Genomic DNA, 13,477 nt, shown 5'->3' with positions numbered 1-13,477 from the left:
GACGGATTCTATTTAAGGAGTCATAAATTGAGCGTAGAAGCGGCCAAGAATGCCCGAGAATTGCTTCTCAAGGAATACCGTGGGGTGTTGTCGACACACTCCAAGTCGATGCCGGGTTTCCCGTTCGGTTCTGTCGTTCCTTACTGCCTGGACGAGCAGGGGCGGCCGCTGATCCTTATCAGCCGCATCGCACAGCACACCCATAACCTGCAAAAAGACCCGAAATGTTCGTTGTTCGTGGGTGAGCGCGAGGCCGATGACGTGCAAGCCGTTGGTCGCCTGACTTACCTCGCCGAAGCAGAAAAGCTCGAGGACGAGGCGGCCATCGAAGCGGCGGCGGAACGTTACTACCGCTATTTCCCGGATTCGCAGAGCTACCACAAGGCTCACGATTTCGATTTCTGGGTGCTCAAACCTGTGCGTCACCGCTACATCGGTGGTTTTGGCGCGATCCACTGGGTCGACCACCTGACCCTGGCCAACCCGTTTGCCGGCAAGGCCGAAGCGAGTATGGTCGAGCACATGAATGCCGATCACGCCAAGGCCATCGCCCATTACGTCGATCTGGCAGGCCTGCCGAAAACCGAGCCGGCGCAACTGGCGGGCATCGACAGCGAAGGCATGCACCTGCGCATTGGTCAGGCCCTTTACTGGCTGCCGTTTCAAGCGCCTTGTAATACGCCGACACAAGTGCGCGAAGCCTTGGTTTTCCTGGCTCACGCCGAGCATTGGCCGAAAAATGAAGTGGCCGGTGCTTGAATTCACGAATCGGCGACGTCATCTAGGGAAGACTGGCAAGGCATTCTTGCGTTGAGGAACCATTTGATGCGCCCTTTTTTATTGCTCTTTGTACTGTTTCCGGTGTTGGAGCTGTTCGTATTCGTCAAGGTCAGCGGGGCGATCGGGTTTTTCCCGGCCCTGCTGCTGATAATTCTCGGCTCGATGCTCGGCGTGTTCGTGCTGCGTATCGCCGGTCTGGCCACTGCATTGCGGGCTCGTGAAAGCCTGAACCGCGGCGAACTGCCGGCGCAAACCATGCTCGAAGGCCTGATGCTGGCCCTGGCGGGCGGTCTGTTGATCCTGCCGGGTTTCGTCACCGACGTGCTGGGCTTGATCATGTTGCTGCCGATCTCCCGTCGACTGCTGGCCAATAAAATGCGCCAGCGCGCCGAGGAGCAAGCGATCCGTCAGCGTGCGTTCGCCGATGATCTTCAATCCCGGGGCGGTCCTGCTCCGCGAGCGCCGCTGGGCCGTGAGCCCAATGTGATCGAAGGCGAGTTCGAACACCGTGATTCCAAGTAACACCTTTCAATGACACGGCACCTTCGGGTGCCGTGTTCGTTTTTGGGGCGTCAAGGTGAAAATTTTTTGCTCCCCGCCCTTGTAATCAGCTTGTACGCCCTTATGTAACGGTCACCGCAAGGTTTCTGGCGATCACGCCAGACAGACTTCCGCGTCTCGCTTGTCGAGCCGCACCCGGCACCGCCGGATTTGTTAAACCCGCCGGGACTACACCGGCCGATGAAAACCACAATTAGGAGAGATCGACAATGAAGCTTCGTCCTCTGCATGACCGCGTCGTTATCCGTCGCAGCGAAGAAGAAAAGAAAACCGCTGGCGGTATCGTCCTGCCAGGTTCGGCTGCTGAAAAGCCAAACCAGGGTGAAGTCCTCGCTGTAGGCCCAGGCAAAGTGCTGGACAACGGTGAAGTGCGTGCACTGTCCGTGAAAGTGGGTGACAAGGTTGTGTTCGGCCCGTACTCCGGCAGCAACACTGTGAAAGTTGATGGCGAAGACCTGGTAGTAATGGCTGAGAACGAGATTCTCGCTGTTGTCGAAGGCTGATTCCCCCGCTCATTTTCCCGCTACTACAAAGTATTTAAGGAATATCGATCATGGCTGCTAAAGAAGTTAAATTCGGCGATTCCGCCCGCAAGAAAATGCTCGCCGGTGTCAACGTCCTGGCTGACGCAGTAAAAGCGACCCTGGGCCCTAAAGGCCGTAACGTGATCATCGAGAAAAGCTTCGGCGCTCCGACCATCACCAAGGACGGCGTTTCCGTTGCCAAAGAAATCGAGCTGAAAGATCGCTTCGAAAACATGGGCGCGCAGCTGGTCAAAGACGTTGCCTCCCGTGCCAACGATGACGCAGGCGACGGCACCACCACCGCTACCGTTCTGGCTCAGTCGATCGTCAACGAAGGCCTGAAAGCCGTCGCTGCCGGCATGAACCCGATGGACCTGAAACGCGGTATCGACAAAGCGACCATCGCTATCGTCAAAGAGCTCAAAGCACTGTCCAAGCCTTGCGCTGACACCCGTGCAATCGCTCAGGTCGGCACCATCTCGGCCAACTCCGACAGCTCCATCGGCGACATCATTGCCGAAGCCATGGAAAAAGTCGGTAAAGAAGGCGTGATCACCGTTGAAGAAGGCTCGGGCCTGGAAAACGAACTGTCGGTTGTTGAAGGCATGCAGTTCGACCGTGGCTACCTGTCCCCGTACTTCGTCAACAAGCCAGAGACCATGACCGCCGAGCTCGACGGTCCGCTGATCCTGCTGGTCGACAAAAAGATCTCCAACATCCGCGAAATGTTGCCAGTACTGGAAGCCGTTGCCAAAGCCGGCCGTCCACTGCTGATCGTGGCCGAAGACGTTGAAGGCGAAGCCCTGGCGACTCTGGTTGTGAACAACATGCGTGGCATCGTTAAAGTCGCAGCCGTCAAGGCTCCAGGCTTCGGCGACCGTCGCAAGGCCATGCTGCAGGACATCGCTGTTCTGACTGGCGGTACCGTTATCTCCGAAGAGATCGGTCTGAGCCTGGAAAGCACTACCCTGGAACACCTGGGTAATGCCAAGCGCGTGATCCTGTCCAAAGAAAACACCACCGTGATCGACGGTGCCGGCGTTGAGACTGACATCCAGGCTCGCGTTCTGCAGATCCGTCAGCAAGTGGCCGACACTTCGTCCGACTACGACCGTGAAAAACTGCAAGAGCGTCTGGCCAAGCTGTCCGGCGGCGTTGCAGTGATCAAGGTTGGCGCTGGTTCCGAAGTAGAAATGAAAGAGAAGAAAGCCCGCGTTGAAGACGCCCTGCACGCTACCCGTGCAGCCGTTGAAGAAGGCGTGGTACCTGGCGGTGGCGTGGCACTGGTTCGCGCTCTGCAGGCTATCTCCGAGCTCAAAGGCGACAACGATGACCAGAACGTTGGCATCCAGTTGCTGCGTCGCGCTGTTGAAGCGCCACTGCGCCAGATCGTTGCCAACTCCGGTGACGAGCCAAGCGTTGTGGTCGACAAGGTCAAGCAGGGTTCGGGTAACTACGGTTACAACGCTGCGACTGGCGAATACGGCGACATGATCGAAATGGGTATCCTGGACCCGGCTAAAGTGACTCGTTCGGCTCTGCAAGCGGCTTCGTCGATTGCTAGCCTGATGATCACCACCGAAGCCATGATCGCCGAGATCAAGGAAGACGGCCCAGCTGGCGGCGGCATGCCAGACATGGGCGGTATGGGCGGCATGGGCGGCATGATGTAAGCCAGCCTTACCCTGTACGAAAAAACCCCGCTGGCGTGAGCCAGCGGGGTTTTTTATTGCGCGGATTTCGTGGGGTAGGGAATCGGTTCATTGCCGGAGCGAGCAACTCACTCCGGCATTTTGAACGGTGTATCAGGCGCGGGCGGGTACTGCTTTGGCCATTCGCCCGGCCTTTAAGGCGGGTCGATAGAGGATGTAGTAATACGACCCCAGGCAGATCAGCCAGCAGAAAATCGCCGTCCACACGTTGTGGGAGAAGAAGTGCGCGCCCTGCATCATCCGGCTGATGGAAAACACCGAGCCCAAGGCGAAAGCGAACACAAGCGCCTGGCGTGCCAGACGCGGACGACGGTCACGCAGGACAAAGAACAGCGCAAACAGCGTGAAGCCGGTAGCGGCATGACCACCCGGCCAGCAACGGCCCGGCTTTTCAGTGTGCGGGCGAGGGCTGAGCAGTTCGCTGTAGGTCTCATGCCCACCGAATTGCTCCAGGCTCCAGGGACATTGCACCGCTGTCACCGCTTTCATCGGTGTCACGAACGATGTCGCCAACGCCAGCGACAGCACCAGACAACCCAGTTCACGTTTGAACGGCTTGAGCCTGTCCATGAAAAAGGAGCCGATGAAGGCGAGGATGGCAAACACCGAAAACGCGATGACCACTTGCTTGGCGCGGTCATGCACGATGGTTTCCAGGAAGTAACTGTGGCGCCCGATGAAATTCCCGGCGACCGGGTCGTAGAACAGTTTGGCCAGGTCCATGTCCAGCGATGTCAGTTCGAGCAACACCAAAATGATCGCCGCAACGGCGGGGACACCCAGGCATACCCAGAAATTGAGCGGGCGAGGGGTGGGACGGACAGCGGATGATGACATGAGAGATCCTGCGATTGAATAAACCCCGGGGCATCAGCCCGGGGCCATTCGATTAACGTTCGCTGACTTGACCGGCACCCTCCATGGGCGCTCTCCAGCCAAGCAGCTGTTGCTTGAAGCCATAACTGGCGGTTTGGTAATACGTGATGGCGCGTGTGATCAAGGGATCGCTGTTGGTGGCACGTGACTCGCGACTTTCGGTCAACGCATCATCGTGGCGGCGCAATCCTTGCCGGGGGCTCAGGATCGCCAGATTTTTGCCATCGAACAAGCCCAGATGCTGATAATTGCCAACCACCACGCGTGGCGGCAGCGGATTATCCTGCAACAGGTTACGGCCGAAGAACGTCGACTGATAATCCAGATTCAGCAGGCCCAGCAAGGTCGGGGCGAGGTCGATCTGACTGGCCAGTTGTGCCGTTTCCCGAGCTTCAATCAATTTCGGCGCATAGACGAACAGTGGAATCTGATAGTTGCTGATCGGCAAATCCTCTTTGCCCGCGCTGCCGGCTGTGTGGTCGGCGACAAAGACAAAGATGGTGTTATCAAACCACGGCTTCTTGCGCGCCTGATCCAGGAACTGACCGATGGCATAGTCAGTGTATTTCACCGCACCGTCACGACCGTTGCCGGATTTGATGTCGATCCGGTTGTCGGGATAGGTATAAGGACGATGGTTGGAGGTGGTCATCAGTTGCAGCAGGAAAGGCTGTTGTTTGGCGTGGTCGGCATCGGCCAGCTTCAGCGTCTGGGCATACAGGTCTTCATCCGCCATGCCCCAGGCATTCTTGAAGTGGATCTCGGCTTCATCGACGCTGCTCTGGTCGACTACGCGGTAACCGTTACCGCTGAAGAATGCGTTCATGTTGTCAAAGTAACCACGACCGCCATAGACGAACACGCTGTCGTAGCCCACTGCGGCAAGCTGCTGCCCGAGGCTGGCGAAACCGCTTTCACGGCCCACACGCTTGACGATCGAACGTCCCGGCGTTGGCGGAATCGCCAGGGTGATGGCTTCCAGGCCACGATCGGTACGGGTGCCGGTGGCGTAGAAGTTGTTGAAATACAGGCTCTGCTTGCGCAAGGCATCTAGATTGGGCGTCAGGTTGCGGTTGTCGCCATTGCTGCCCATGTACTTGGCGCTGAAACTCTCGATGGTCACCAGAACGATATTGGGCTTTCGCAGAGTCCCCGGGTTGTCGATCATGCGGCGGATGTCCTGCGGGTCTTCGCCAACGAACCGAGCATTGGGTTCGCTCAGTTCGGTACGAATCTGCTGGGCAACGACGGCCGGCGGCAGGCTGCTATAGAACTGTGGGTAATCCAGTTCATTGTTACGGAAGGCGGCGAAGAACTGGTAGGGGCCATTGCTCGCCAATTCGTTCTGATAGGCGTTCCCGCCTTGAGCGCGCGGTGCGTCCTGGCTGAGCAACTGCAGGCTCAGGCCGGCAATGAGCAACAGAGCCACGGCATTCAACAACCGATTGCGCAGAGGCGGCAGTGGTGCATCCAGCGCGCTATTGAATGGTTTGCGCAAGGCAAAGCTCAAGGCTATCGCCAGTGCCGCGAGGATGCTCAGCAGCGTACCGATGGGATAGGATTCGAGCAGGTTGTTCAGCACTTCGTCGGAATACACCAGGTAATCGACGGCGATGAAATTGAAGCGCACACCGAACTCATCCCAGAACAGCCATTCGGCAACCGAAACGAACAACATGGCGAACAGGCTGACGGTCAACAGCCCTTGAAGGAACCAGCGATGACCGCGGCGGCGCCACAAGGCGGGCGGACAGAGCAGCAAATACAGACCCATCGGCAGCGCCGCGTAGGCAATGAAGCCCAGGTCGTACAGCAAGCCAACGCCAAATACCGAGAGAAAGCCGCTGCCGGCCTCATCCAGGTGCGTGAGCAGCAGGACCGTTCGGGTCAGTGTGAAAATGGCCAGCCAGGCGCCAGTTACGAGTAGAAGAAAGCGTATTGGCGCAGTCTTGAAGAAGTCCATTATGCGTATATTCCTTAATTGCAATCGCGCGAGAGTCTCGCTCAACCGCAGAGAGACGCTCCGTAAATCGATAGTGAAAAGCTTGTTGAGCTCTTCATTTGGTTGAGCGGATGGATTCTCGCACAGTTCGGCCCTAGCCCTGAATCACTCTTGGCCTTAAGCTGCGCGGGCCATGACGGCCGTTGCTGTGTACGGAGGAGGTGCTCATGCGAATTCTATTGGTTGAAGACAACCGCGATATCCTGGCCAATCTAGCCGATTACCTGGGGCTCAAAGGCTACACCGTGGACTGTGCGCAGGACGGCTTGTCAGGCCTGCATCTGGCGGCTACTGAACATTACGATTTGATCGTACTCGATATCATGTTGCCCGGCATCGACGGTTACACCCTGTGCAAACGCCTGCGCGAAGACGCCCGCCGTGACACGCCGGTGATCATGCTGACTGCGCGTGACCAACTCGATGACCGGTTGCAAGGCTTCAAGTCCGGTGCCGACGACTACCTGATCAAACCGTTCGCCCTGTCTGAACTGGCGGCCCGCATCGAAGCCGTCATGCGTCGCACCCAGGGCGGCGGTCGACGGTCCTTGCAAGTGGGCGACTTGAGCTACGACCTCGACACCCTGGAAGTGACCCGTGAAGGCCGTCTGCTCAAACTCAACCCGGTCGGCCTCAAGCTGCTCGCGGTGTTGATGCAGAAAAGTCCCCATGTGCTGCGTCGCGAAATTCTCGAAGAAGCCCTGTGGGGCGATGACTGTCCGGACAGCGACAGCCTGCGCAGCCACGTGCATCAGCTGCGTCAAGTGATCGACAAGCCATTCGCCAAGCCATTGCTACAAACCGTTCACGGTGTGGGTTATCGCTTGGCCGAGGGCCGTGATGGAGTTTAAGCAGAGCCTTGCTCAACGGATCATCATTGCCTTTGCGTTGATGAGTGCGCTGGTGGCGGGAGCCTTTGCCATGGGCATTGTGGCGACCGTGCACCTGGTGGAAGAAAAGCTGATTTCGGCCGGGCTGGGCGGCGATTTGCAGCGCCTGTTGCTGATGGACAGTGTCTCGGACTGGAGCCATCGCCCCGAGCCAGACCAATTGTTCTATTTCAGCGGCGGGCCGGGAGACTTTGCGCTACCCAAGGATCTGCGACACCTTGATGCCGGTTTTCACGAGGTTTTTCGTGAGAATCTTTCATATCACGCGATGGTCGAAATCGTTGATGGTCGGCGTTACGTCCTGCTTCAGGACCAAAGCGATTTCGAAGAACGTGAGCGGGTGCTGTTTGCCGTGGTGCTGGTCGGTTTCGTGCTGAGCCTGGCGTTGGCGGTCTTTCTCGGCTGGATCCTGGCGCGCAAAGTGATGGCGCCGGTCGTACGACTGGCCCGTCAGGTGCGCCATCGCGATCAACTGCTGGGACTGGCCCCGCCTCTGGCACCGGACTATGCCGCCGACGAAGTGGGCGAACTGGCCGTTGCCTTCGACGCCACCCTTGGGCGTTTGCGCCAGGCACTGACCCGTGAGCGGTTGTTTACCAGTGACGTCAGCCACGAACTGCGCACACCGTTGATGGTGCTGGCCAGCTCCTGTGAGCTACTTCTGGAAAACCCCCACCTTGACCCGCGTGGCCACGCCCAGGTCGAGCGCATTGCCCGCGCGTGCGAGGAGATGCGCGAGCTGGTGCAAACGTTCCTGATGTTGGCCCGGGCGCAACGTGAAGACGCCAGCATGTCGCCGCAGCAATCGGTCCGTCAGATCGCCGACGGCCTGCTCAATCTGTGGCGAGAACCGATCGAAGCCAAAGGGCTGAAACTGATCTTCGAGCCGGGTGATCCGCAGGACACAGGCTACAACGCCACCCTCTTGCACGCGGTGATGGGTAATCTGCTGCGTAACGCACTGCATTACACAGAAGACGGTTTCATCCGCCTGACGCTGACCGCGACGGGGTTCATTGTCGAGGACAGTGGCGTGGGCATTCCGGAGGATAAGCGCGAGGCGATGTTTGAACCGTTCGTGCGTGGCAGCGAGAAACGCGGCGAGGGCCTGGGGCTTGGACTGTCACTGGTACAGCGGATCTGCGAGAACCAGGGGTGGAGTGTCAGCCTGACCAACATGGAACCCAATGGCTGTCGTTTTGAGGTGGAATTGAGCCAGAAGTAGTCTGGGTTTATGTAAAAAATCGTCGCTCCAAACCATCGTTGTTCTCGTGAAAGATCCTGAATTGATTGGGTGTCTACAGCACACTTTTTTCACAAAGGGATGACCTGAGACTCACACCGATCTACCTATGGTGGTGGTCATCTGAAGCTCAGGAGACCGCCATGATGGATGGCCCGATCAAATTTTTCTCTGAAAAATACGACGATCCGCACGCCCAACGGTTCTTGCCCAAGCAGCAGAACGGGCTGGGACGCCGATTGTCCCACTGGCGTGACGAGCAGTTGGCGCGTAAGGCGTTGGCACTGGCCGGCGAGCCTGGGCTGGTACTTGATCTGCCATGCGGTGCGGGGCGTTTCTGGCCAGTGCTGGCGGAAAAAGCCAACCGCGCCATCATCGGGGCCGATAATTCCGAGTCGATGTTGAAGATCGCCGCCAAGGCGCAACCGGCTGACGTGGTCAAACGGGTAAAACGTTTGCAGACTTCTGCATTCGATATTGAGTTGCCCGATAATGCCGTCGACTGCATTTTCTGCATGCGTTTGCTCCATCACATCGGCGACGCCGAACACCGAATGACCATTTTGCGCGAGTTCGAACGTGTCTCACGGGACAGTGTCATTGTTTCGTTGTGGGTTGATGGCAATTTCAAGGCCTGGAAACGCAAGCGTGCAGAGAAACAGCGTGGACAGAAAGGTTACCAAAACCGATTTGTCTTACCGGCTGCCACAGTAGAAAAGGAGTTTGAGCAGGCGGGTTTCCGCATTCAGGAACAATTGGACTTTTTACCGCTCTATGCCATGTGGCGAGTTTACGTATTACGCAAGAGGTAACAGATGGCAGTGCAATGTGCAGCAGAAACGGAAGTCGCTCCCCAGGACCGCTTCGACTATTTCTGGAATCAGCGCGGTGAATGGGTAGAAGAACCCAACGTCCGTCGCGGTGGAGAAAGTGGCGTACAGCGAGTCAATGGCAGCGATGGCCAGCTGCTCTACACCAAGCGCCAGACTGGACATATTCATCGCAGTTGGTTGCACCCCTTTGGCCGACCGACGGTGTTGCGCGAGCGTGATGCTCTGATAGGGTTGCGCGAGTTGGGCGTGCGCGTGCCTGAAATGGTGTTCTGCGGCGCACAACGCGACCCTGCGCACAAATGGCGCGCCTTGCTGGTGACCAAGTCGCTGGACGGTTTCGAGGAAATCGAACATTGGTACGCCGGCGGCGGGCGTGAGCGTCATGGTGAAGCGGTCCATGAACGTGTATTGAAGGATCTGGCCGAGAACCTTGCCCGTATGCACAAGGGCCGTTGGCAGCACAGCTGCATCTATATCAAGCACGTCTTCTTGCGTGTCACCGGCGAAGGTGACTCCGCCAAGGTTGAAATCGCATTGATCGATCTGGAGAAATGCCGCCAGCGTCTGACCGCTCAGCAGGCAGCGGCCCATGACATGAAACAATTGCGTCGCCATTCGTCGTTCAGCGATACGGACTGGACAAATCTCGTCTATTTTTATGAGACGGCGTTTGGCAGCGCTATCAAAGGTTTATAGCGATGAAACTCGAAATTGCACGAGGTTTGTTTTTAGCAGGAGCCTTGGCAGTTGCTTCGCTGGCGATGGCTGCCTGGGAGCAGCCCCGCACGCAGGTCATCAGTTCAGTGAGCGCTGATGCTCACTGTCCGTTGCCACGCATTGCCAAGGCATCCGTGGCGACTCATCCCGATCATGATTTATTGCTGTTCATGTTCGGACTCTCTCAAGGAATGAGGCCACAAAGTTGAACAGACTCAAGCCAAAATAAAAGGCCTCGATCATTCGAGGCCTTTTTTTTTGTCCTTTTTTGTTTTCAAAGTCGCCAGTCGCTCCCAAAGGGATCAGAGGCTTTTCTTGGCGTCGGGCTTGGCCAGCAGCGTGTAGATGCATGGCAGCACGAACAACGTGAACAACGTCCCGATCGACATGCCGGTGGCAATCACCGTACCGATATCAAACCGGCTCACGGCGCCTGCCCCCGTGGCGATGATCAACGGCACCATGCCGAACACCATCGCCGCTGTGGTCATCAATACCGGGCGAAGCCGAATCGCCGCCGCTTGCTCGACCGCTTCGCGCGGTGTCAGACCCTTGTCCTTGCGCAGCTGATTGGCGAACTCGACGATCAGAATCCCGTGTTTGCTGATCAGCCCGATCAAGGTCACCAGTCCGACCTGGGTATAGATGTTCATGCTCGACCAGCCCAGGAACAGCGGGATCAGTGCGCCACAGATCGACAGCGGCACGGTGACCAGAATCACCAGCGGATCACGGAAGCTTTCGAACTGGGCCGCCAGCACCAGGAAAATGATCGCCAGTGCCAGGGCGAAAGTCACCCACAGTGCGCTGCCTTCCTGAACGTATTGGCGTGACGCACCGGCATAATCCACGGCATATCCTGCCGGCGCCTCTTCCCGTGTGATTTGACGTACGGTGTCGATGGCTTCACCCATGCTCACCAGCGGGACCCCGGACAGAATGGCCGAGTTGAGTTGCTGGAACTGGTTCAATTGCCGTGGACGCGCCCGGTCGCTCACCGTGATCAGGGTCGACAACGGTAGCAACTCACCCTTGGTGTTTCTGACGTAGTAGTTGTTCAACCACTCGGGGTTATCCCGGAACGGTCGCTCGACCTGCGCAATGACTTTGTAACTGCGGCCCTCAATGGTGAAACGATTGATCTCCGCCTCACCCAGCATCGTCGCCAGTGTCCCACCCAGGTCCTGCATGGACACGCCCATCTGTGCCGCCTTCGCCCGATCGATGTCGACCACGATTTCAGGTTTATCGAAGGCCAGGTCGACGTCGACGAACGCGAACTTGCCGGACTCCATCGCACGTTTTTTCACCCGGTCCATCACCTGCAGCAACGACTCATAATCTTTGGCCGAGTTGATCACGAACTGAAACGGCAACCCTTCACCGGTGCCGGGCAAGGAGGGCAGGTTGAAGCCGAAGATCTGCAGTCCGGCAATGCTCTCCAGTTTGCGCTGGACCTCGGGCAGGATTTGCATCTGCGTGCGCTGGCGCTCGTTCCACGGTTTGAGCAGAAAGCCGCCAATCCCCGATTGCACGCCGTTAAAGCCATTGATCTGGAACGAAGAGTAATACTCGGGAAACGCCTTGAAGATCGAGATGAATTCGTCGGTGTAGGCGCTCAGATAGTCTAGGTTGGCGGGTTGTGGGGCGTTGGCCATCATGAAAATGACGCCTTGGTCCTCGTCCGGCGCCAGTTCCGACTTAGTGAACTTGAGCAGCACTGGAATCAGGCACAGCACGATCAGTGCAAACACCAGCACCACCGGCCGGGTATTCAGTGTTCCGTGCAGCAGGCTCTGGTAGCGGCGCTTGAGGCCTTCGAAAATCATGTCCAGCCGGTGCGCCAGACCACTGGGGTTTTCATCGTGACGCAGCAAAAAGGCGCACATCATTGGCGACAGGGTCAGCGCCACCACGCCGGAAATCACCACGGCCCCCGCCAGCGTCAGGGCGAACTCCTTGAACAGCGCCCCTGTCAGTCCCGTCAGGAAGCCGATCGGCGCATAAACCGCTGCCAGGGTAATGGTCATCGAAACCACCGGCATCGCGATTTCCCGCGCCCCTTCAATAGCCGCGTCGATAGGCGTCTTGCCTTCTTCGATGTGACGGTGAATGTTCTCGACCACTACGATGGCATCGTCCACCACCAAGCCGATGGCCAGCACCATCGCCAGCAGGGTCAGCAGGTTGATCGAATAACCCATCATCTGCATGAAGAACATTACGCCGATCATCGACAGCGGAATGGTCACCACCGGAATCACCACCGACCGTAGCGCACCCAGGAACAGGAACACCACGACGATCACGATCAACACCGCTTCGAACAGGGTTTTCACCACCTCGTCGATCGAAGCCTGAATGAACAACGTGGCGTCGTAGGCGATTTCACTCTTGAGGTTTGGCGGCAGCTGGGCTTCCAGCTCCGGCATGATCTTGCGCACTTCCCTGATCACGTCCAGCGGGTTGGCGCCCGGCGTGGCCTTGATGCCGATGTACACCGACGGCGTACCACCGAAGGAGCTGATGGAGTTGTAGTTCTCCGCACCCATTTCAACCCGCGCGACATCGCTGAGCAGGACCCGGCTGTCGCCGGCGACTTTCAGTGGAATCGCGGCAAAGGCTTCGGCGGACTTGAGCTCGGTGTTGGCGTTGATGCTGGTGACCACGTACTCGCCTTTCACTTCGCCGGCGGCGGAGAGAAAGTTGTACTGGCGCACCGCGTTGGTCACGTCGCTGGCGGTCAGGCCGAACCCGGCCAGCTTCACCGGATCCAGCCACAGGCGCATGGCAAACACCTGGTTGCCGAGAATCTCCGCCTCGGCCATGCCCGGCAGGGTGGCGAGTTTGGGTTGAATGACCCGCGACAAGTAGTCGGTGATCTGCGGGTTGCTCAGCTCCTTGCTGAAGAAACTGATGTACATGAGCGCCGAGGCGTCGGCGGCTTCCTTGCTCAGCACCGGATCTTCAGCGTCCTGGGGCAGCTGATTCTTGACCTCGTTGGCCTTGGCCAGCAGCTCGGTGAACAAACGGTCGCTGTTGGAGCCGATGCGCGCATAGACCGAGATCACCGAGAAGTTCTGGCGACTGACCGAGGTCATGTAGTCGATGCCCTCGGCGCTCGCCAGGCTCTGTTGCATCGGTTGGGTGATGTAGCCCTGAATGGTCTCGGCGTTGGCCCCCGGATATGCAGTGGTCACCGTGATCAAGGCGTTTTCCATTTGCGGGTATTGGCGCAGCGGCAGCTTGCTCCAGGCCTGAAAGCCCAGCAGCACAATCAACAGGCTGACCACGGTGGCGAGCACCGGGCGGCGGATGAACGGGTCAGTAAAAGCCATG

Annotated in this window: 12 protein-coding genes; 9 read left to right on the top strand and 3 right to left on the bottom strand. The window is 58.0% G+C overall.

The annotated features are described in order from the left end of the window. Window positions 1-27: 27 nt before the first annotated feature. The 4 genes from K5K95_RS02425 to groL all read left to right on the top strand — a co-directional run bounded on the left by K5K95_RS02425 (window position 28) and on the right by groL (window position 3,538). The gene (locus tag K5K95_RS02425; RefSeq protein WP_222588242.1) at window positions 28-759 is read left to right on the top strand and encodes a HugZ family protein; all 732 of its coding nucleotides are present in this window, start codon (window positions 28-30) and stop codon (window positions 757-759) included. 66 nt (window positions 760-825) lie between these two features. Continuing rightward, window positions 826-1,302: an FxsA family protein gene (locus tag K5K95_RS02420; RefSeq protein WP_222588241.1), complete on the top strand. Its 477-nt coding sequence runs from the start codon at window positions 826-828 to the stop codon at window positions 1,300-1,302. A 248-nt stretch (window positions 1,303-1,550) separates the two neighbouring features. After that, complete coding sequence (locus K5K95_RS02415) at window positions 1,551-1,844, top strand: co-chaperone GroES (protein ID WP_033057492.1); 294 nt, start codon at window positions 1,551-1,553, stop codon at window positions 1,842-1,844. A gap of 50 nt (window positions 1,845-1,894) precedes the next feature. Beyond that, complete coding sequence (groL, locus tag K5K95_RS02410; protein ID WP_090180805.1) at window positions 1,895-3,538, top strand: chaperonin GroEL; 1,644 nt, start codon at window positions 1,895-1,897, stop codon at window positions 3,536-3,538. A gap of 132 nt (window positions 3,539-3,670) precedes the next feature. Here groL and K5K95_RS02405 read toward each other — a convergent pair whose 3' ends face one another. Continuing rightward, window positions 3,671-4,414 carry a phosphatase PAP2 family protein gene (locus K5K95_RS02405; RefSeq protein ID WP_222588240.1) on the bottom strand — a complete coding sequence of 248 codons (744 nt, stop codon included), beginning with the start codon at window positions 4,412-4,414 and terminating at the stop codon, window positions 3,671-3,673. A gap of 52 nt (window positions 4,415-4,466) precedes the next feature. Continuing rightward, the gene (locus K5K95_RS02400) at window positions 4,467-6,416 is read right to left on the bottom strand and encodes an LTA synthase family protein (protein WP_222588239.1); all 1,950 of its coding nucleotides are present in this window, start codon (window positions 6,414-6,416) and stop codon (window positions 4,467-4,469) included. A 206-nt stretch (window positions 6,417-6,622) separates the two neighbouring features. Between K5K95_RS02400 and colR the strand changes: the two genes are divergently transcribed. The 5 genes from colR to K5K95_RS02375 all read left to right on the top strand — a co-directional run bounded on the left by colR (window position 6,623) and on the right by K5K95_RS02375 (window position 10,347). Next, on the top strand, window positions 6,623-7,306 hold the full coding sequence (gene colR / locus K5K95_RS02395; protein ID WP_090180812.1) for a two-component system response regulator ColR: 684 nt from the start codon (window positions 6,623-6,625) through the stop codon (window positions 7,304-7,306). Continuing rightward, complete coding sequence (locus K5K95_RS02390; RefSeq protein ID WP_222588238.1) at window positions 7,296-8,570, top strand: sensor histidine kinase; 1,275 nt, start codon at window positions 7,296-7,298, stop codon at window positions 8,568-8,570. Before colR ends, K5K95_RS02390 begins: the two co-directional genes overlap by 11 nt. A 164-nt stretch (window positions 8,571-8,734) precedes the next feature. Then, a complete protein-coding gene (locus tag K5K95_RS02385; RefSeq protein WP_222590271.1) occupies window positions 8,735-9,400 on the top strand; it encodes a class I SAM-dependent methyltransferase in 666 nt (221 codons plus the stop codon). A 3-nt stretch (window positions 9,401-9,403) separates the two neighbouring features. Further along, complete coding sequence (locus tag K5K95_RS02380; RefSeq protein WP_222588237.1) at window positions 9,404-10,117, top strand: lipopolysaccharide kinase InaA family protein; 714 nt, start codon at window positions 9,404-9,406, stop codon at window positions 10,115-10,117. Between the two features lie 2 nt (window positions 10,118-10,119). Beyond that, window positions 10,120-10,347 carry a hypothetical protein gene (locus K5K95_RS02375; protein WP_222588236.1) on the top strand — a complete coding sequence of 76 codons (228 nt, stop codon included), beginning with the start codon at window positions 10,120-10,122 and terminating at the stop codon, window positions 10,345-10,347. 93 nt (window positions 10,348-10,440) lie between these two features. Here K5K95_RS02375 and K5K95_RS02370 read toward each other — a convergent pair whose 3' ends face one another. Beyond that, window positions 10,441-13,476, bottom strand: a complete 3,036-nt coding sequence (locus tag K5K95_RS02370) for a multidrug efflux RND transporter permease subunit (protein WP_222588235.1) — start codon at window positions 13,474-13,476, stop codon at window positions 10,441-10,443. Between the last annotated feature and the right edge of the window lies 1 nt (window position 13,477).

Origin of the sequence: Pseudomonas sp. DR48, from assembly GCF_019823085.1 — a bacterium.
Classification (GTDB): Bacteria; Pseudomonadota; Gammaproteobacteria; order Pseudomonadales; family Pseudomonadaceae; genus Aquipseudomonas.
The sequence above is the reverse complement of the archived record's forward strand: the minus strand, read 5'-3'. Positions and strand labels throughout refer to the sequence as shown.